The 19,666-nt window shown below is 39.5% G+C and carries 16 protein-coding genes, 1 tRNA gene and 1 pseudogene; 12 read left to right on the plus strand and 6 right to left on the minus strand.

Annotated elements, in window-relative coordinates; all coding sequences use genetic code 11:
* Positions 1 to 197 precede the first annotated feature (197 nt).
* The 7 genes from gvpA (at position 198) to FJR09_RS21935 (ending at position 5,811) form a co-directional block, all read left to right on the plus strand.
* A complete protein-coding gene (gene gvpA, locus FJR09_RS21905) occupies positions 198 to 413 on the plus strand; it encodes a gas vesicle structural protein GvpA (protein WP_015080752.1) in 216 nt (71 codons plus the stop codon).
* Positions 414 to 603: 190 nt separating this feature from the next.
* A complete protein-coding gene (gvpC, locus tag FJR09_RS21910) occupies positions 604 to 1,185 on the plus strand; it encodes a gas vesicle protein GvpC (RefSeq protein ID WP_053538585.1) in 582 nt (193 codons plus the stop codon).
* 297 nt (positions 1,186 to 1,482) lie between these two features.
* Positions 1,483 to 2,490: a gas vesicle protein GvpN gene (gvpN, locus tag FJR09_RS21915; protein ID WP_015080754.1), complete on the plus strand. Its 1,008-nt coding sequence runs from the start codon at positions 1,483 to 1,485 to the stop codon at positions 2,488 to 2,490.
* 841 nt (positions 2,491 to 3,331) lie between these two features.
* A complete protein-coding gene (gvpJ, locus tag FJR09_RS25590; protein WP_015080755.1) occupies positions 3,332 to 4,093 on the plus strand; it encodes a gas vesicle protein in 762 nt (253 codons plus the stop codon).
* Between the two features lie 95 nt (positions 4,094 to 4,188).
* Positions 4,189 to 4,656 carry a gas vesicle protein GvpJ gene (locus FJR09_RS21925; protein WP_015080756.1) on the plus strand — a complete coding sequence of 156 codons (468 nt, stop codon included), beginning with the start codon at positions 4,189 to 4,191 and terminating at the stop codon, positions 4,654 to 4,656.
* Between the two features lie 46 nt (positions 4,657 to 4,702).
* Positions 4,703 to 5,440, plus strand: coding sequence for a GvpL/GvpF family gas vesicle protein (locus FJR09_RS21930; protein ID WP_015080757.1), 738 nt, complete (start codon positions 4,703 to 4,705; stop codon positions 5,438 to 5,440).
* An 11-nt stretch (positions 5,441 to 5,451) separates the two neighbouring features.
* Positions 5,452 to 5,811 (plus strand): gas vesicle protein GvpG, encoded by a 360-nt coding sequence (locus FJR09_RS21935; protein ID WP_039203147.1) that lies wholly within the window; start codon positions 5,452 to 5,454, stop codon positions 5,809 to 5,811.
* A 305-nt stretch (positions 5,812 to 6,116) separates the two neighbouring features.
* On the opposite strand, the gene FJR09_RS21940 is transcribed toward FJR09_RS21935, so the two are convergent.
* A complete protein-coding gene (locus FJR09_RS21940) occupies positions 6,117 to 6,434 on the minus strand; it encodes a hypothetical protein (protein ID WP_041458074.1) in 318 nt (105 codons plus the stop codon).
* Positions 6,435 to 6,583: 149 nt separating this feature from the next.
* Between FJR09_RS21940 and FJR09_RS21945 the strand changes: the two genes are divergently transcribed.
* The 4 genes from FJR09_RS21945 to FJR09_RS21960 all read left to right on the plus strand — a co-directional run bounded on the left by FJR09_RS21945 (position 6,584) and on the right by FJR09_RS21960 (position 12,207).
* Positions 6,584 to 7,264 carry a GvpL/GvpF family gas vesicle protein gene (locus FJR09_RS21945; RefSeq protein WP_015080759.1) on the plus strand — a complete coding sequence of 227 codons (681 nt, stop codon included), beginning with the start codon at positions 6,584 to 6,586 and terminating at the stop codon, positions 7,262 to 7,264.
* Between the two features lie 245 nt (positions 7,265 to 7,509).
* A complete protein-coding gene (locus tag FJR09_RS21950) occupies positions 7,510 to 9,369 on the plus strand; it encodes an ArsA family ATPase (RefSeq protein ID WP_174783365.1) in 1,860 nt (619 codons plus the stop codon).
* A 58-nt stretch (positions 9,370 to 9,427) separates the two neighbouring features.
* Positions 9,428 to 11,281: an AAA family ATPase gene (locus FJR09_RS21955; protein ID WP_168654184.1), complete on the plus strand. Its 1,854-nt coding sequence runs from the start codon at positions 9,428 to 9,430 to the stop codon at positions 11,279 to 11,281.
* A gap of 284 nt (positions 11,282 to 11,565) precedes the next feature.
* Positions 11,566 to 12,207, plus strand: a complete 642-nt coding sequence (locus FJR09_RS21960) for an FGGY-family carbohydrate kinase (RefSeq protein WP_015080762.1) — start codon at positions 11,566 to 11,568, stop codon at positions 12,205 to 12,207.
* Positions 12,208 to 12,281: 74 nt separating this feature from the next.
* On the opposite strand, the gene FJR09_RS21965 is transcribed toward FJR09_RS21960, so the two are convergent.
* From FJR09_RS21965 to FJR09_RS21985, 5 genes and pseudogenes are all read right to left on the minus strand, one after another.
* On the minus strand, positions 12,282 to 15,569 hold the full coding sequence (locus tag FJR09_RS21965) for an N-6 DNA methylase (protein ID WP_168652871.1): 3,288 nt from the start codon (positions 15,567 to 15,569) through the stop codon (positions 12,282 to 12,284).
* Between the two features lie 130 nt (positions 15,570 to 15,699).
* Positions 15,700 to 17,235, minus strand: coding sequence for an NAD(P)/FAD-dependent oxidoreductase (locus FJR09_RS21970; RefSeq protein WP_168652872.1), 1,536 nt, complete (start codon positions 17,233 to 17,235; stop codon positions 15,700 to 15,702).
* 317 nt (positions 17,236 to 17,552) lie between these two features.
* A pseudogene (locus FJR09_RS21975) lies at positions 17,553 to 17,912 on the minus strand (ISNCY family transposase); the annotation flags it as partial.
* A gap of 29 nt (positions 17,913 to 17,941) precedes the next feature.
* Complete coding sequence (gene mazG / locus FJR09_RS21980; protein ID WP_168652873.1) at positions 17,942 to 18,742, minus strand: nucleoside triphosphate pyrophosphohydrolase; 801 nt, start codon at positions 18,740 to 18,742, stop codon at positions 17,942 to 17,944.
* 5 nt (positions 18,743 to 18,747) lie between these two features.
* Positions 18,748 to 19,332: a metal-binding protein gene (locus FJR09_RS21985; RefSeq protein ID WP_168650245.1), complete on the minus strand. Its 585-nt coding sequence runs from the start codon at positions 19,330 to 19,332 to the stop codon at positions 18,748 to 18,750.
* A 162-nt stretch (positions 19,333 to 19,494) separates the two neighbouring features.
* Between FJR09_RS21985 and FJR09_RS21990 the strand changes: the two genes are divergently transcribed.
* Positions 19,495 to 19,567, plus strand: a tRNA-Val gene (locus FJR09_RS21990).
* Positions 19,568 to 19,666 lie beyond the last annotated feature (99 nt).

Genomic DNA, 19,666 nt, shown 5'->3' on the forward strand with positions numbered 1-19,666 from the left:
GCAATTGAAGCTCGGATCGTTATCGCTTCCGTTGAAACCTACTTGAAGTATGCTGAAGCAGTTGGTTTGACCCAATCAGCAGCAGTACCTGCTTAATTAAGCAAGTTCCCAAGTCAGAGAATAACCATGACTCATATTTATAGTTATTCTCCTCATTCTAAACATTCCATAACCACAAATAACAAGGAATTAAAAAAATGGCAGTTGAAAAAACCAATTCTTCCTCCAGCTTGGCAGAAGTTATTGATAGAATCCTCGACAAAGGTATCGTAATTGACGCTTGGGTTCGTGTTTCCTTAGTTGGTATCGAATTACTAGCAATTGAAGCTCGGATCGTTATCGCTTCCGTTGAAACCTACTTGAAGTATGCTGAAGCAGTTGGTTTAACCCAATCAGCAGCAGTACCTGCTTAATTTAATTAAGCTCCATAATATCAGGATTAATTAATCCTGATATTGGTTCTGCTTTTTTTAATTATCTAGATATTTGGAAATCAACGCTTCTCAAAGGATATTACAAAAAAGTACGAATCCTTATAATGTAGTACCTGGAGAAGCAATTTCTGTTAGGTCTGGGCTAATTTACTATTTTTTGGAGAACTTCATGATTTCTTTAATGGCAAAAATCCGGCAAGAACATCAGTCAATAGCAGAGAAAGTGGCTGAACTATCTCTTGAGACCAGAGAATTCTTGTCCGTCACGACAGCGAAAAGACAAGAGCAAGCTGAAAAACAAGCTCAAGAACTGCAAGCATTCTACAAGGATCTTCAGGAAACAAGTCAGCAGTTTTTATCAGAAACAGCCCAAGCAAGAATTGCTCAAGCTGAAAAACAAGCGCAAGAACTGTTAGCATTCCACAAAGAACTTCAAGAAACAAGTCAGCAGTTTTTATCAGAAACAGCCCAAGCCAGAATTGCTCAAGCTGAAAAACAAGCGCAAGAACTGTTAGCATTTTATCAAGAAGTTCGGGAAACAAGTCAGCAGTTTTTATCAGCAACAGCCCAAGCAAGAATTGCTCAAGCTGAAAAACAAGCTCAAGAACTGTTAGCATTCCACAAAGAACTTCAAGAAACAAGTCAGCAGTTTTTATCAGCAACAGCCGACGCAAGAACTGCTCAAGCTAAGGAACAGAAGGAATCTCTCCTGAAATTCCGTCAGGATTTGTTTGTGAGTATCTTTGGTTAATAAATACTCTCATTACCTGTAGTCCATTTGTTGGACAATGGGGCTACATAATAAAACCCCCTGATATTCCAGTTGCAAGACTGGTAAGACAAGGGGGCGATTAATAAAATTCAACAACAATGACTCTTGGCGTGAAGTTTCGGTTGTCTATATTTATACTCCGTATTCGTTAACATAGAAAATCTGTCTAGCATTAACGTTGATACTCTTATTAAACTAGGCTTCGTGCTTCATATACAAACCCAAGTTTGGCAATAATATCCGCACAAACATAAACTTTTTTACCATCTTTAAATTATGACTACTACCAAGGTTAATCATAAAAGAGCCGTTCTTCGTCTTCGTCCAGGGCAGTTTGTCGTCACACCTGCTATCGAGCGAGTCGCAATTCGGGCGCTACGTTATCTCAAATCGGGGTTTCCTGTTCACTTACGCGGACCAGCCGGCACAGGGAAAACAACCCTAGCCATGCACTTGGCTAACTGTCTGGACAGACCAGTCATGTTACTGTTTGGAGACGACCAGTTTAAGAGTTCGGACTTGATTGGTAGTGAATCTGGTTACACTCACAAAAAGGTACTAGACAACTATATCCATAGTGTTGTTAAACTCGAGGACGAATTTAAGCAGAATTGGGTTGATTCCCGATTAACCTTAGCTTGTCGTGAAGGTTTCACCTTAGTTTATGATGAATTTAACCGTTCACGACCTGAAGTTAATAACGTCCTGCTGTCAGCATTAGAAGAAAAAATTCTCAGTCTTCCTCCTAGCAGCAATCAGCCAGAATACTTGAGTGTTAATCCTCAATTTCGGGTGATTTTTACATCGAATCCAGAAGAGTATGCGGGAGTTCACTCAACCCAAGATGCTTTGATGGATAGATTGGTAACTATTAGTATGCCAGAACCAGATGAAATCACTCAAACAGAGATATTAATTCAGAAAACAAATATAGATCGAGAATCTGCTAACTTCATCGTGCGGTTAGTTAAGTCATTTCGTCTAGCTACCGGCGCGGAGAAAACTTCCGGCTTACGGTCTTGTTTAATGATTGCTAAGGTCTGTGCTGATAATAATATTCCGGTGACAACAGAAAGTTTAGATTTTCCAGATATTGCTATAGATATTCTGTTCAACCGCTCTCATTTATCTATGAGCGAATCCACAAACATTTTCTTGGAGTTACTAGAGAAATTATCAGCCGAAGAACTGGAAATATTAAATAATAGAGTCACAGGAGACAATGATTTTCTGATTGACAATTCCCAATTTTTATCCCAACAATTAGCTGGTCAACCAAATTAGCTTAGAAAGTAGAAGCCTCTCACCTACCCGACCGGGAGGTGATGCGATCAATGCGGGCGGAGTCACTACTTGAGCGACTCGCGAAGTTGAGCATCGCTCAATCAACAGTGTTAGTCGCTGCGGAATGAACACTTTCTTGGTCAGTTTTTCTGCCGAATATTTGATATAATATTAAGCAAATAGGTGTAACTCAATAAATGTTGAGAAGCAACCTATCGAAAAAGTTAAAGCCTCAACTCTGCTCGGCTTTAAACCTGGGCAAAGCCTAAGAGGTTGTTTGAAAAGTTTTAGGTTGTGATTTTAGGCACTTACAGATCCCCCCTAACCCCCCTTAGCAAGGGGGGAACTAGAGTCAAAGTCCCCCTTTTTAAGGGGGATTTAGGGGGATCTGAAAATATTTGATACACCATGAGGGACTTTTCAAACACCCTCTAAGGGTTAAAAATTATTTCCAAAAGTCCAAGACTGTTGGTCTGTCACACTTACTTTGACGGGTTTTTGGTAGTGCGGGCATACTATGGCTAACGCCACGCTGCGCTATCGACAAGCTCAGTACAAGTCTTGCCCGCGTGAGGGTTTCGCTCACACTACAGCCCATCATTGTTATCTTGACAAACTACTAGTGGCCTGTCAAATTTCTATTTGTTGATGAGGTTTATAGTTTATAGGCTCTCTATTTTCCCTCAAAATCACAATTTTTAGCCCGACAGACCACTAGCGCGAATGCAAAAAAAGTTAATTTTTGCCAACTAATAATCAATGCTTTATTTTCTTTAGAGCAGGAATTTTTAGTCTGTAAAATCAGATATGAGTCCTATACCATTCAAGAGTTGAATTATTTGTGACTTCTACCCCAATACTGCCAACACGTCCTCAGACTAACTCAAGTCGAACTATTAACACATCTACCCAAGGTTCGACTTTAGCGGACATTCTCGAAAGGGTTTTAGATAAGGGCATTGTGATTGCTGGCGATATTTCTATATCTATCGCATCCACCGAACTTGTACATATTCGGATTCGCTTGTTAATTTCCTCTGTGGATAAAGCCAAGGAAATGGGCATCAATTGGTGGGAAAGCGATCCTTATCTCAGCACTAAGGCTCAACGTTTGGTTGAAGAAAATCAACAACTTCAGCATCGTCTAGAGAGTCTAGAGGCAAAGCTAAATTCACTGACATCTTCTAGTGTGAAAGAGGAAATCCCCTTAGCAGCAGATGTTAAAGATGATTTGTATCAAACCAGTGCAAAAATTCCATCACCTGTAGATACACCAATTGAAGTTCTAGATTTTCAGGCTCAATCCAGTGGGGGAACTCCACCATATGTAAATACATCAATGGAAATTCTCGATTTCCAGGCTCAAACCAGTGAAGAAAGTTCATCACCTGTAGGTTCAACCGTGGAAATTCTCGATTTCCAGGCTCAAACCAGTGAAGAAAGTTCATCACCTGTGGTTTCAACCGTGGAAATTCTCGATTTTCAGGCTCAAACCAGTGAAGAAAGTTCATCACCTGTAGGTTCAACCGTGGAAATTCTCGATTTTCAGGCTCAAACCAGTGAAGAAAGTTCATCATCCGTAGATCCAGCGATTGATGTCTAACCTAAACTATCTAGGCTTGAAGTATCTGAAACTCCTGAAACTTTAATAATCAAATTGCATCAAAGACATTTAAAACTTTAGGTTGCATCATAAAAATGGTTTGCACTCCCGCTGAAAACTTCAACAATTCACTGACCATTGCTTCTAAACCCAAGAATGAAGCGGGTTTAGCTCCTTTACTTTTGACTGTATTGGAATTGGTGCGTCAGTTGATGGAAGCTCAAGTAATTCGGCGCATGGAAGAGGATTTACTGAGTGAACCTGACTTAGAACGGGCAGCAGACAGTCTGCAAAAGTTAGAAGAACAAATCTTACATTTGTGTGAGATGTTTGAGGTTGACCCGGCAGATTTGAATATAAATTTGGGGGAGATTGGGACTCTTTTACCATCTTCCGGTTCTTATTATCCAGGTCAACCCAGTAGTCGTCCTTCTGTATTAGAGCTATTAGATCGACTTTTAAATACTGGAATTGTTGTAGATGGTGAGATAGATTTAGGTATCGCTCAAATCGATCTTATTCACGCTAAATTACGTTTAGTTTTGACATCAAAACCAATTTAATCCCAATTTATCAATCATAAATTTAGGTTTAATTTATTCACAGCTTATGAGTATTCCTCTTTATTTGTACGGCATTTTTCCAAATACAATTCCTGAAACTCTTGATCTTGAAGGATTGGATAAGCAACCTGTTCATAGTCAAGTGGTTGATGAGTTTTGTTTCTTATATTCAGAGGCTCGTCAAGAAAAATATTTGGCTTCTCGCCGTAATTTGTTAACTCATGAAAAAGTTTTAGAACAAACAATGCATGAGGGTTTTCGTGTTCTTCTCCCCCTGCGGTTTGGATTAGTGGTTAAAGATTGGGAAACTATCATGAGTCAATTGATTAATCCCCATAAAGATCAATTGAATCAATTGTTTCAAAAATTGGCAGGCAAAAGAGAGGTAAGCATTAAAATTTTCTGGGATGCTAAAGCGGAATTACAAACCATGATGGAGTCTCATCAGGATTTGAAGCAGCAGCGCGACAACATGGAAGGCAAAAAGTTGAGTATGGAGGAAGTCATCCAAATTGGACAATTAATTGAAATTAATCTCCTAGCCCGCAAACAAGCTGTAATTGAAGTTTTCTCTCAGGAGCTAAATCCTTTCGCTCAGGAGATTGTAGTCAGTGAGCCTATGACGGAAGAAATGATTTACAATGCAGCCTTTTTGATTCCTTGGGAAAGTGAATCTGAATTTAGCGAACGTGTTGAAGTGATTGATCAGAAATTTGGCGATCGCTTACGTATTCGCTACAACAATTTTACTGCTCCCTATACATTTGCCCAGCTTGATTCATAGGAGTTATTACGATGCTGACGAAACTGTTACTACTGCCCATCATGGGTCCTCTGAATGGAGTTGTCTGGATTGCAGAGCAAATCCAAGAGCGGACTAACACTGAATTTGACGCCCAAGAAAATTTGCATAAACAATTATTAAGCTTGCAACTTTCCTTTGATATTGGCGAAATTGGTGAGGAAGAATTCGAGATTCAAGAAGAAGAGATTCTTTTAAAAATTCAAGCCTTAGAAGAGGAAGCACGCTTGGAACTAGAAGCTGAACAAGAGGAAGCACGCTTAGAATTAGAAGCTGAACAGGAAGACTTTGAATATCCACCTCAATTCACAGCAGAAGTTAATAAAGATCAACATCTCGTCTTGTTACCTTAGTATTGATGGGCGCAAGTAAGCGACTTCTTTTTATATTCAAAACCCTTAGAAAACGGTAATTGGGAATTATCCTATAGGAATCCTATTTGATTGTTGAAAAAGTGAGAAAGTCCAAGCCTTTCCTGATCGGTGTTACAATCTAAGTATATTGAGTAAAATTCAAATAGGATGGTTATATAACTAGTAGTTTGTCAATATAAAAATGATGGACTGTAGTGTGAGCGTCTCGCTCACGCGGGCAAGATGCCCGCACTACCAAAAACCCGTCAAAATAAATTTGACAGATTACTAGTACAGAATGGATCTTAATATTCAACCTCAAAAGTTTGGTAATTATTCGACTCAACAAAAATATTTGAACGCACTATATTTTGAGCAGTATTTGAGTGAGGTTGACGCAATTTATGAATCGTTTTTTCTGTCGCTTCTATCTGTTGATTGAGGATATCTAAGCGTTGTTGAAGTAAACCCATTCGTTCTTTAATAGAATACATATCTCGCTGAATACGTTGTTTCTCCGTCACCATTTTATAAAGATCCAATTGACTTGATGCATCAGACTTAGTCCGAGGCATTGTGCTAATTTTAGCTCTGCTAATACTGCGATTACTAATTGTTTTCATGAAAAATACCTGAATATTTTTTATCATTATAACCAAGTTTTTGTAATTGTAAATCCCCAAATTATCTGGAAAAAAATTTATCTCTTATTTCCATGAATATGAACTTTAGGTACTTCGTAACAGCAAATATTTTTATCTAGGTGAAATATATGGAATTAGAAAATCTCTACACTTATGCTTTTTTGGAAATACCTAGCTCTCCCTTGATTTTGCCACAGGGTGCTGCTAATCAAGTAGTGCTAATTAATGGTACTGAACTTGCGGCTATTGTCGAACCGGGGATATTTTTAGAATCATTCCAAAATAATGATGAAAAAATTATCCAAATGGCTTTATCCCATGATCGAGTAATTTGTGAACTTTTTCAACAGATTACAGTTTTACCCTTGCGGTTTGGAACTTATTTTACTTCTACAAATAATCTGCTAAACCATTTAAAATCCCATGAAAAAGAATATCAAAATAAGCTAGAAAAGATCAATGGTAAAAACGAATTTACTTTAAAATTGATCCCACGAATGATAGAAGAAATAGTACCATCTGAAGGGGGAGGTAAGGATTATTTCTTAGCTAAAAAGCAACGCTATCAAAACCAAAATAACTTTAGTATTGCTCAAGCAGCAGAAAAACAAAATCTTATTGATTTAATCACCAAAGTTAATCAATTACCCGTTGTTGTTCAAGAACAAGAGGAACAAATACAGATTTACCTCTTAGTTAGTTGTCAAGATAAGACCTTACTTTTAGAACAGTTTTTAACCTGGCAGAAAGCTTGTCCAAAGTGGGATCTACTTTTAGGAGATTGTCTTCCTCCTTACCACTTTATTTAGTGATTATTTATTAAGTAAGTCGGCGCAAAGAAACCAAACTATGTAAAGATAAGTAAATACGGAAAATAAATCTACTGAGGTGATTAAAATATGGGCGCTCGTTTAAGGGTATTTTTAACTCGTGAGCAAGATAAGTACAAAACGTATTAAATTCAACAAACATACTCCTGCTTAACTTTTCCTTACATAGTTATAAACTTTTCCGCCGACCTACTTAGTCTTTTCGTTAATTTTTTAACTTTATTATGAACCAGTACGACTCACTTAATTTGGTCATGTTTAGCGGCAAAGGTGGAGTTGGCAAAACTACCACTTCTTGCAGTTTTGCTCGTTATTGGGCAAAACAGTTCCCAGAAGAAACAATTTTGTTACTTTCTACAGATCCGGCACATTCTTTAGGAGATGTATTACTGACAGAAGTGAAAGATTATGCTTCACCATTAACAGATTTGCCTAATTTGAGTGTTCAGGCTTTAGATGCTGAAAAACTGCTCTTAGAATTTAAGGCCAAATATAGCGAATTTTTAGAACTACTAGCAGACGGACAAGATTTAGCCCCAGTTTGGGATTTGAACTGGCCTGGTTTAAATGAATTAATGGGGTTACTAGAAATCCAACGTCTACTGTCTGAAAAAAAAGTAGATCGCATAGTAGTTGATATGGCTCCTTCTGGTCATACCTTAAACCTATTGCGATTGAAAGATTTCTTAGATGTGATTTTAAATTCATTAGAGTTATTCCAGAAAAAGCATCAGGTGATCACAGAAACTTTGACCAGAAAAAACTATACTCTTGATGAAGTTGATGACTTTTTGGCTGATCTAAAATTTCAATTAGCAGAAGGGAGACGACTGCTACAGGATAATCAATTTACAGGTTGTATAGTTGTCGCCATTTCCGAACCTATGTGTTTTGCCGAAACCGAGCGATTCATAGAAAGTTTAAAAAACCTAGATGTTCCCTATGCGGGAATAATAATCAATCGAATTTTGGCAAATTCAGATACAGAGCTAGACCGCTATGCAGAACAGCAAAACTTCATCAATAAATTCCTCAAAATTTCCCCAAATAAACCCGTTTTCATAGTACCACAACAGCAATTCCCACCTTTAGGTGGGTTAGCATTAGATAATCTAGCAGGACAAATTCAAAATATTGATCAAGTGGAACTCGCTTCTCCACCACCAATTCAATGGCCGACTAAAATTTTACCAAGCTTTACTGATTTTGTAGCGGAAGGCTGTCAATTGATTGTTGTCGGTGGCAAAGGAGGAGTTGGTAAAACCACAGTGTCAGCAGCCATGGCCTGGGCTTTTGCTAATCGTTATCCTGATAAAAACATTCGCGTAATTTCCATAGATCCTGCTCATTCCTTGGGAGATGCTTTTGGTGAAAAATTAGGACATGAACCAAAATTATTAGCTCCCAATTTAAGTGGACAAGAAATCAATGCTGAGAAAATATTAGATCAATTTCGTGCCGATTATCTTTGGGAATTGGCGGATATGATTAGTGGTGAAGGAACAGAAGCAGACGCAACAATAAATATTGCCTATCTTCCAGAGGCTTGGCGGCAGATTATGTCTCAAGCTTTACCAGGTATTGATGAGATGCTATCTCTAATCACCATCATGGATTTATTAGACAGCAACCAGCAAGATTTGATTATTCTAGATACAGCACCCACAGGTCATCTTCTGCAATTTTTGGAAATGCCAACTGCATTAGGAGATTGGTTATCTTGGATATTTAAGTTATGGATGAAATATCAGAATGTCTTAGGTCGAGTTGATTTCATTGGGCGGTTGCGAAATCTGCGCCAACAAGTGGTTAAAGCTCAGAAGAAATTAAAAAACCCAAAGCATACCCAATTTGTGGGTGTAATTCAGGGAGAAGCGGCAATTATAGCTGAACATATTCGCTTAACAGAATCTCTAAAAACCATAGGAATTCAACAGCGTTATGTGGTACAAAATCGCTACACTCAAGATGTAGAGATTGAGAGCAGCTTATTTTCACAGCAAACAATTATTCGCTTACCTAAGTTACCCAGATCTGTCGAACCCATGGCCAGAATTCAAGGTGCCGCCAATCTTTTATTTTAAGTGGATAATGTAGCCAAGAAACAATGGTTTTTTTAGAGTCAATTTTTGGAGGAATCTGATGAGTGATTTATTCAAGGGATTTGAGCAGTTACTAGAAATAGTAAAAACTCTGGAAGAAAAAGCAGAAAACGGAGAAATCAAGACCAATGTCCAGTTTAACTCCCGACCCCTAAGCAGTATTCCCAGAACAGGAAATATCCCTCGTACCAGTAATATGGGGGCTAATATGGGCAGTATGGGTAATGATGTGGGTACAAGTCGGATGAACACTCAATCCCCCCCAGCTTCTGGTGCAGGTCCCTCAGATCCAGTTGTTCCTCCCGATCCTACTTCAGGTATTGCTCTTAAAGATATCGGTGGACTGAGCGAAATTCTTAAAGAACTCAAGGAACTGATTGCTATTCCTTTAAAACGCCCTGACCTCCTCGCCAAATTGGGACTAGAACCCACCCATGGCGTATTATTAGTTGGTCCGCCAGGAACGGGCAAAACCCTCACCGCCCGGGCTTTAGCTGAAGAACTGGGCGTTAACTACATTGCCATTGTCGGTCCAGAAGTCATCAGTAAATATTACGGTGAAGCGGAACAAAGACTGCGCGGTATCTTTGAAAAAGCCGCCAAAAATGCTCCCTGTATTATTTTTATTGATGAAATTGATAGCCTCGCCCCAGACCGCAGTGCCGTAGAAGGGGAAGTTGAAAAGCGTCTGGTTGCCCAATTATTAGGCTTAATGGATGGTTTTTCCCATAGCCCAGGGGTGATTGTTCTCGCGGCTACCAACCGCCCTGACCACCTTGACCCAGCCCTGCGACGACCGGGAAGATTTGACCGAGAAGTGCAGTTTCGCATTCCTGATATCAACGGCCGCAAAGAAATCCTGCAAATTCTCACCCGTTCCATGCCCTTGGATAACACCGTTGACCTCGATTTTATCGCCGAGCGGGCGGTGGGATTTGTGGGGGCTGATTTGAAGGCCGTTTGTCAAAAGGCGGCTTACACAGCTTTGCGTCGTCAAGTTCCTTCTATAGAGGTGCAAGCGCCAGAAAACATGACGGTTACTCAAACTGATTTTTTGCAGGGACTAAAGGAAATCAAACCAGCTGTACTTCGCAGTGTGGAAGTTGAAGTTCCCCAAGTTGCTTGGGATGATATTGGTGGTTTAGAGAATATTAAGCAAACCCTGCGAGAATCCGTAGAAGGGGCGCTACTTTATCCAGAACTTTACCTACAAACTAAGGCTATTGCTCCCAAGGGGATTTTGCTATGGGGTCCTCCGGGAACTGGTAAAACTTTATTAGCCAAGGCTGTGGCTTCCCAGGCCAGGGCTAATTTTATTGGTGTCAACGGACCAGAGTTACTGACCCGTTGGGTGGGCGCTAGTGAACAAGCAGTGCGGGAATTATTTGCTAAAGCGCGACAAGCAGAACCCTGTGTCATATTCATTGATGAAATTGATACATTAGCTCCGGCAAGAGGAACTTACAGTGGTGATTCTGGCGTGAGTAACCGGGTAGTAGGGCAATTATTAACTGAGTTAGATGGTGTAGAAGTCGGTGCAAGTATTCTGGTCATTGGGGCGACAAACCGTCCTGATGCTCTTGACCCAGCGTTATTACGGGCAGGTAGGTTAGATCTACAACTTAAAGTAGATTTACCTGATTTGGCCAGTCGTTTAGATATTTTGCAGGTCTATACTCAGGGACGACCATTATTAGATGTGAATTTAACATATTGGTCTGAAGTCACAGAAGGCTGGAATGGCGCTGATTTAGTGTTGCTGTGCAATCAAGCTGCTGTGGAAGCTATTCGCCGTTTCCGAGGGCAAGGACAGACAGATCCTGCTGATATCAGAATTACTAATGATGATTTTGAATATTCTCATCAGGTTTTAGTCAGTCAACGTCATGCTTAATTAGATTCTCTCTGTTACCCCTGGCTGCAAGCAATTTGTCCGGGGGTCGCAAAACATAGAAAAGTAAGTGCAATGGCCATACTACTGGTAATTGTTTTCAGCGTCGCTACAACTGGATAGAATCGTTATGAATTGATTTAGCGATCGCTTTACAGCAGTTTCCGATATTATGGGGTAAAGACACCTTTTTGATTTGGCATTTAACAGGTGGTACAGAAGGCGGTTTGCATATCACTGATGTTACCAACCCACCTTCCGCACCCTAAACTGTCACACAAGGAAAAATGGTCGTTTGGGGATTTGAGATTGGCGAACTGCTTGCAGCAGCGCTTCGCTATCGCCACCTAAGATTCCAACAATTTTGTATCAAAATTATCATCAAAGGTATTCAAAAATCCGAAATTACCGATTGTGACACTGGGGGGTGCGGAATGTCGGTTACAGATAACGGTGGTGTTTATTTTGTCCCTGCTTTTTCTGGGTTATTTGCTCCCTATTGGCGCAATGATGCTAGGGGTGTAATTGTGGGGATGACTCGCTACACCAATAAAGGTCATATTGCCCGTGCGGTGTTAGAAGCTACAGCATGGCAGACTCGTGAAGTTTTGGATGCGATGAGAGAAGACGCGCAGGTAAATTTAACTGCTTTGAAGGTAGATGGAGGGATGGTTTATAACAACCTGCTAATGCAATTTCAAAGCGATGTGTTAGGTGTGCAAGTGATTCGTCCCCAGGTATCAGAAACTACTGCTTTAGGGGCAGCTTATGCTGCTGGGTTGGCGACTGGTTTCTGGAGTAGTCTGGAGGAGTTAGCTGATAATTGGCTTTTAGATCAGACTTGGGAAGCGAAGATGGATGCTGTGGAGAGGGAAGGTTGTTATCGGCTTTGGAAGAAGGCGGTTACTAAAACTTTTGATTGGGTGTAATCAGTTGCAAGGGCAGATTTACCATGCCCCTACAATTTAGGATAATTTATATGGATGCACTCAAGTCAATACGTTTATGCAAATCTATCTTCAGTATATGCCTTTATGGATCGGGGTCTAACTGTTTGCCAGGGATATCGAGGTTGTAACTTGTTTAACGGGAAACTACCAAGACGATTTTCAATATGATCTTTTTCTCTGTCAGTGATGTTGAACATGGTGTAAACAGTTTCATCAATTTGGTTAAGAGCATTGAAAAAATCGGATTCAACTTCTTGAAAATCAGCAAATCGCTGGCGATAGTTTTGCATCAAAGTGGTATAATCTTGAGGCACATTCAATTTTTGAATGGTTGCCTTAGAAATAGTTTCATCAGTGCTATTAGTTAAGAGTAAATAAACTAATTCTGCTAAATCAGCATCAACCAGTTCTAGTGAAAACAAATCTGCCCCAATACAGTTACCATCCAAGGTTAATTCTTCTGCTAATACGTCTTCTGTACTCCAGCTAGAAAAGTTTAAACCCAAACGGCGATCGCTCAACCTGTAGCGACTTGTGACAATTTGCTTTTCTACTTCTGATAATAGCCACTCATTGGGATTGTTTCTAGCAATACCAGCTAAACGAGATAGATTATTATACCCATCTACTAATTGCTGTTCTATATCAGGTGCTAAATTTTTGATCCAAGGTAATGCTTCGAGGACACGAGGGTAAATATGTGAACGAGAAGAACCTTCCAATACTCCTGATCTCAGTCTAATTAAGTAGTAAAAACGAACTAATTTACTATTTATAAAAGAAGTAATTGCCTTTGCTGATATTCCGTCTGTTTTTGGTAAAGCTACAACAATGCTATTACGAGCAGCAAGGTCTTCTCTCTCCACGACAGAAGCAAATGGAACAAGTGCTAATTCAGCCACAGCAATAAATGATGAATGTGTAAGCTCCCCCCAAATACTAAGTTTCTGGACATCTTCAAGATTGAGCCATCCTTCCGGTTCCCCGTGCCAACCCATTGCCAAATTTCCACCTGTTAATATTTGGATAGAACGATTGCCTGTAGAACTTTCAGTAACTTGTGCCTCTCTACCTGCTTGAATGCCATAGGTAAACCAAAATGGACGGTTATTTCGGCTCATTTGTTTTGCAACGGCTTCTTTTAACTCAACAACGTTTCTACCATTATCGTTTGGATAAAGTTTTTTTAGTATTGGAACATCATTAGGATGCAGCAATGGTAACAAATAATCTCCCCACAAACCTTCTGTGGGATTACTTGGATCAATAGCAGTAATTCTTGGACTAATTTTGGCATCAAAAAAATCTTTGTATTTAATTTTTACCGATTGTTCATTACTTGGCCATTTTGACGGTACATAAACTTCAATTTCATCATCTTCTTGGGCTGATGTTTTTTCAATTACTAACAACATAGGAATTACATTTGCATCCCACTGTTTTCCAGCAAACTCCAGCCAAACTATTTTTCGTAGTGCTGCATTTTGTCTAGGATAAAGCAGTTTCCAAACCTTTGCGGCTGCTTCAGAATTAGCGTAGCCACCACTTACCACCATGCCTAAAAAACCATTCGGTTCTAGCCATTCTGTCAAAGAACGATAGAGAAAAACTAAACCTGTGTCGGCATTTTGTCCCCAGACTTGTTGCCATAGTCCTTTCATTTCCTCGCCATATTTTACCCGTTCTGCACGAATATAAGGCGGATTTCCGAGAATGTATTTCCACTGACTGCGATCGCGTTCCAATGATCCAGGAGATAAGAAATCTTCTCCTAAAATCGAAACCAAATCATCATCCCGAAGCAAACTGTTTAAGTTATAAACATAAATATTGGGAATATCTGTTTGATTTCTAGAAGGTTTAAATCTTATCATTGCCCACATTAATTGAAAGTGGCTGATAAAAGCAGCAAATGGATTCAGATCAAACCCCCAAACATTTTTTTGTAGTTCTTGCAATACAAAATCTACATCTAAACCTCTTGCTTTTGCATCTTCTAAACAGCGATGAACATAGCGTACGAGAAATGAACCACTGCCACAAGATGGATCTAGTAATTTTCCTTCTTCGTGCCTGAAAACTGTTTGTTCTAATAACCAATCAACAATGGTCGGAGGTGTATAAAATTCTCCTAAGCGTTTCCGTTTAGCAGCAGGTAAAAATGCTTGATAAATGTCTCCTAAAATTTCTTCAGATAAACCCGAAAAATCATAAGCATTAAATCGGAGAATCAGACGTTGTAAGGCTTCATTTAATGCTCCATTGGTTTCATAAATCCAATCAAACACATTTTGTTCAAATGGCTCATGATACAGCCGCCCCAAATCCTCAGCAACCAGTTTTACTAATGCCTTTGCATCTCCAATTAGGTGATCAACAAACGCTGACCAATCTTGTGGACCACCATTAGAAAGTCGTCGTCTATTGGTTAATCCCAAATCTTCTACCAATCGTAGAAATAAAACTCGTGCAATCAATACAGCTACAGAATCAGCTGCAAATGCTTCCCTAATTCTTTCTTGCGCTTGTTGACCTTTTGCATTAACTTCTCGACCATATTGATCTTCAAACTGAGGTAAAATATCCTCACATAAATGCCTTTCAAAATTAAACTTACGTTTCAGGCGCATCATTGCTCGACGTTTACTATCTTCTGTCGCAGATGCTAAATTGCCCTCAGCTTCTTTTTCTTGCTGCTTAAAATATTCATAATTTTTACTTAATTCTGCAATAACATCTTCTGCGGCAGCGTTTAATTCTGTAAAACTAATTTGTAAATCTTTTCGTAATTGATTTAAAGTATCATTTTCATCAAGTTTTAAATAAATATAAGGTAGTTTTCCCTCAATAAAAGTTTGCCATTGATTATTGTGAGATGCTTGTGAATAAGCAATAAATTTGAGGGTTTCTCTCAATTCTTCAAAAGTAATATTAGATAAAAAAATTGGATTTTCTAATCCTTCAACAGCCTCACCTGTTGGCATAACAATCCAAAGATAGTGAGCCGTCAGAAATACAACATAACGAGTTAAACCTTCAACATATTTGCGTTTTTGATTCCATAACTTTTGTCGTCCGGGTTCTGTAGTCAGTTCTTTATCATCTTTTTTTAAATCACCCACAACCCAAGCAATTTTTTCAGAGGTTAAAAGCTTAATATCTGGATATCCTCCTCCACCTGCATCCTCTGTGACAACATAATCTTTAGGATAATCAAGCAATCCTGCCAAAAAATCTCGGACATCTGGATTGTAGGATCTTTCTGGCCTATTCCACTCTAAAGCCAGCCATTTTTCTAATGGGTTCAGGTGTTGTTTTGGTGATCTACTATTTTTAGGCACAGTCTAACCTCTTTATATTTCAGTGATGATTGATATTCTAATATACAACAGATTAGTATTATGCGATTTGCTTGCAGCGGCACTTCGCTATCGCTCATCCTTTCCTTTCTCTCTCAATAAGCGATCGCTACTAAAAAATATCACTGAGTAATTGTAAATGTTGCTGCACAGGCGCAATAGTATTAGCAACAATCATCCCACTAGCAGCCACAGCCGGCAACCCAATCCCCGGAAAAGTCGAATCTCCACAACACAACAACCCCGATAAAGGTGTATTCCCACCAGGAAATAAACCCTTCCCTGCCGCTATAGCTGGTCCATAACTACCATGATGACGACGCAAAAATCGCCCATGAGTAAGGGGAGTACCCACCAAACTGACTTCACAACGAGAACGAATATCAGGAATAATTCTTTCTAAAGCTTGCCACATCACTTCCGCACGTTCTTGTTTTAACAACGCATATTCTTCGCTATTGCGTTCCTTTCCTTGCCAAATAGCATAAGGTTCATTACCAGGAGTATAAACGTGAATTACGTGCTTACCCACTGGTGCTAAAGACGAATCAAGAACTGAAGGAATAGATACAACTACCACATTTTGCGGTGCAGTTACGCCTTTGTCCCAATCGTTAACGACAATGTAGTGAATACCTAGATTCTCAGGTAATCCTGCTGCATCAATACCTAAATGCAGGTGCATAAAACTATCACATTCAGGAGTTGCTTGTTGCTTTTCTACATACCGTTTAGGTAAAGCACCTTCAGGAATGAGTTTGAGGGTATCCCAAACAGAAGCATTAGAAACAACAGCTTTACTGGCTCGGATTTCTTGACCACTCCGCAGACGTACCCCGACAGCACGGTTATTTTCTACTAAAACTTGCTCCACATGAGCATTCAAAACTAACTTACCACCATGTTTATTCAACCCCCGTACCAGTGCATCAACTAATGCACCACTTCCCCCAATCGGATAATCTAACTGCACATGAGGACGATACCAATCTGCAAACATAAACGCCACTTCTGCGGCTATTGTCCCATTTGCGGGTAATCCAGATAACAAAAAACAAAGTAAATCTAACCAGTTGCGAATAAAAAGGTCTGTGATTACACCATCAATAATGTTAGAAAAAGACCCTGTTAATTTGATCACGTTAGCGGCCTGTTGCAGTAAAGCTGGGGCAAATTTACCCATAGTTAACACCGCACCTAAATCGTAGCGTAAGGCAGAGGGTGGGAGAGCAGTGGCACTCTTACCCAAAGGTGTCATAATTTCCTGGAGTTTGCGCCATTGTGCTACAGCTTTATCTCCCCGCAGTTGTTGCAATATTTCACAGAACTGGTCAGCACCAACTTGAGCATCAAAGTAGCCTTCTGGTAAATAACAACCCCAGGTATCGTAATTGACGCAGGGTAAATCTTCGCCAATGGCATCTAAAACTTGACGTAAGGGATTAGGTGAAGGGGTATAAGATAAACCAGAATATAAAGAGGGTCCAGACTCAAATTTGTAACCGTTGCGTTCAAAAGCATGAGCCGCACCACCGGCAATGGAGTGGCTTTCTACTACTGTGACATCAATTCCATAGCGTGCTAAGAGTGCAGCGCAACTCAATCCGCCAATACCGCTACCAATTACGACTACTTCTGTGTTACTCATAAAGAATGCTTGATGACTGGGCTTTTTCAAAAATCATAGATAATGGATTTATTCTCAATTCTCGTCAACTTTGGTTAGCAGCAGGTTAGCTGGAAAAATTCAAATCATGTAACGGTATGTAAGGTTGATTCAATCCGTTATTGTTGTTGAGTTTTAGCAATTTTACAAAACCCAATATATTTGGATTTTATCACACGAACCTATTTACCTATTGATGATTCATGTCAACAAGAATAAAAATTTTATCCATTTGAATGTGTTTTCATAAAAAATTACAATTTTACTTTTGTTATATCTGGCTTTATTTTAGCATTTTAGTCATCTCCTAAAAGGGTTGCAGCATAACCATACTTATTTTGATGATTCTTATTTAACCATCTTTTAACAGCCGCATTTTCACAATCTTGTTTTTGATGTCCATCTTGTTTTTTAATAAATTCTGGTTCTAAATTAATTACTTGTTTTTGATTAGGAGAAACTACAATGGGTGTGACACAGCCATGAAAATAAGTTGTAGTTCCATTTCGATGATTACGAAAATTACAATGAGGGCAACTAATTTTCTTAGATGAGAAATATTCTGTCCCATCTAAAGCGATTAAAATTTCTTCATCTAAGTAGACAAACTTTTTCAAAACTCCATTTTTATTTAACCATTCATAGACCTCTTGAAAAGTCATAAAGAATATTTAAATTCACCTGATGTCTAATGACCAAGTTGGGCTTTAGCCTGTTGCCACAGGGCATCTAATTCTTCTAAACTATAATCTGTCAACGGACGTTCAATTACATCTTCCATTTTTTGCAATCGTTGAATAAATCGCTGACTTGTCCCTTGTAAACCCGCACTAGGATCAAGTTTATGCCATCTGGCAATTTGAATAATGGCAAATAGTAAATCACCTAATTCCGATTCTTGTCTTTCTTTGGTTTCTTCAGCTAAAGCCTGTTGAAATTCCCCTAACTCTTCGTGAAATTTTCCCCAAACTTCATCTACATTATTCCACTCAAAACCAACTTTAGCAGCTTTTTCAGATATCTTCATCGCCGCATTTAAGGGCGGAAGACTGCGACGATAACGATTCAATTTATCACTGAGTTTTTGCTCTTCTACAGTTTCTCCTTTTTCCGCTGCTTTGATGGTTTCCCAATTTTTGTGTACCTCTTCCATATTTGCCACAGTCACATCAGCAAATACATGAGGATGACGACGTATTAACTTTTGAGCAATACCCTCAGCTACTTCTTGCAGAGAAAAATCACCCGCTTCACTGGCAATTTGCGCCTGTAATACTACTTGTAATAATAAATCACCTAATTCTTCAGAAATAGCCTTTTTATCCCCAGTTTGAATTGCATCTACCACCTCATAAGCCTCCTCAATCACGTAAGGAGTCAGGCTTGACGGGGTTTGTGCCAAATCCCAAGGACAACCTTGAGGTGATCTTAATTTTGCCACCACATCTATTAATTCTTGTAACGCCAGCAAAGTTTGATTAACTTCCATATTTTTTACCGCTTTTTTGCACTGCGACGACTGGGGCTAACTTTACGTTTCTTAATTTTGCCACGGGGAAGTAAACCTTGAATACCCTGTTTTTGAAAGCGCTTATAACCGGAAACAGTCCAATCGCTGCAAGAATGACTCATTGCACCGAGTTCACAGCCGACAAAGAGGGCAAAAAATTCTCCATAATATATATAGATGGTCTTCCCCACAGTTCCCCACACTTCCCCCCAGTTCCAAGCCACATTTCCCAACTTGGTGAAAATCATCACCACCACAATGGCCACCAAGGCCAAAAAAGTCGTCAGATACACCACTCTTAATGTTGTACCAATAATCGGACCGTGAGATAAAAAAGAGCGATGGCGCAGACTTTTTTGATAAGGTAGCCAAATCCACCGCAGAAAACCCCACCGCTGAAATTGACGGGAGTAAATATCCAAATCGGGACCAAACATCAGCCCCCCAAACATAAACCCACCCGCCACTAACAAAGTCATATTACTGCTGTGAGTGGAAACCAGCGTTATACTCGCCACTACAGGCATAGACCAAATAGTAATGCGATCATGCGTTTGACCAGAGGGCATCTTAGAAAATTAAAAATTAAAAGTTCAAAATTAAAAATTTTAGTCCTGAGTTAGTATAGCTCAATACCGTTTAAATCAAGCTTTCCCAGCTCTAAAAAAAAGTTTATCAAAAGACTTGCAAAATTTGGCAAGGCTATGCTATATTGATTGAGTGAAAGAAACGGGCGGTTAGCTCAGTTGGTAGAGCGCCTGCCTTACAAGCAGGATGTCATCAGTTCGAGTCTGGTACTGCCCATTTAACCCGTTTGTTTGCAGCGCAAAACTTTTTGTGACTTTACCCATATCTTTGCTGAGACGGCAAGCTTATGCTTCCTACTCAATCCGGCAAAGTTAT

Origin of the sequence: Dolichospermum sp. UHCC 0406, from assembly GCF_009712025.1 — a bacterium.
In the GTDB taxonomy this organism is placed as follows: domain Bacteria; phylum Cyanobacteriota; class Cyanobacteriia; order Cyanobacteriales; family Nostocaceae; genus Dolichospermum; species Dolichospermum lemmermannii.

Excerpts from the sequence above, each read along its gene's own strand:
- FJR09_RS21935 (WP_039203147.1), top strand. The coding sequence starts at position 5,452 with ATGCTGACGAAACTGTTACTACTGCCCATCATGGGTCCTCTGAATGGA.
- FJR09_RS21950 (WP_174783365.1), top strand. The coding sequence starts at position 7,510 with ATGAACCAGTACGACTCACTTAATTTGGTCATGTTTAGCGGCAAAGGT.
- FJR09_RS21970 (WP_168652872.1), bottom strand. The coding sequence starts at position 17,235 with ATGAGTAACACAGAAGTAGTCGTAATTGGTAGCGGTATTGGCGGATTG.
- FJR09_RS21985 (WP_168650245.1), bottom strand. The coding sequence starts at position 19,332 with ATGCCCTCTGGTCAAACGCATGATCGCATTACTATTTGGTCTATGCCT.
- gvpN (WP_015080754.1), top strand. The coding sequence starts at position 1,483 with ATGACTACTACCAAGGTTAATCATAAAAGAGCCGTTCTTCGTCTTCGT.
- mazG (WP_168652873.1), bottom strand. The coding sequence starts at position 18,742 with ATGGAAGTTAATCAAACTTTGCTGGCGTTACAAGAATTAATAGATGTG.
- FJR09_RS21955 (WP_168654184.1), top strand. The coding sequence starts at position 9,428 with ATGAGTGATTTATTCAAGGGATTTGAGCAGTTACTAGAAATAGTAAAA.
- FJR09_RS21925 (WP_015080756.1), top strand. The coding sequence starts at position 4,189 with ATGGTTTGCACTCCCGCTGAAAACTTCAACAATTCACTGACCATTGCT.
- gvpC (WP_053538585.1), top strand. The coding sequence starts at position 604 with ATGATTTCTTTAATGGCAAAAATCCGGCAAGAACATCAGTCAATAGCA.
- FJR09_RS21930 (WP_015080757.1), top strand. The coding sequence starts at position 4,703 with ATGAGTATTCCTCTTTATTTGTACGGCATTTTTCCAAATACAATTCCT.
- gvpA (WP_015080752.1), top strand. The coding sequence starts at position 198 with ATGGCAGTTGAAAAAACCAATTCTTCCTCCAGCTTGGCAGAAGTTATT.
- FJR09_RS21940 (WP_041458074.1), bottom strand. The coding sequence starts at position 6,434 with ATGAAAACAATTAGTAATCGCAGTATTAGCAGAGCTAAAATTAGCACA.
- FJR09_RS21945 (WP_015080759.1), top strand. The coding sequence starts at position 6,584 with ATGGAATTAGAAAATCTCTACACTTATGCTTTTTTGGAAATACCTAGC.
- FJR09_RS21960 (WP_015080762.1), top strand. The coding sequence starts at position 11,566 with ATGGTCGTTTGGGGATTTGAGATTGGCGAACTGCTTGCAGCAGCGCTT.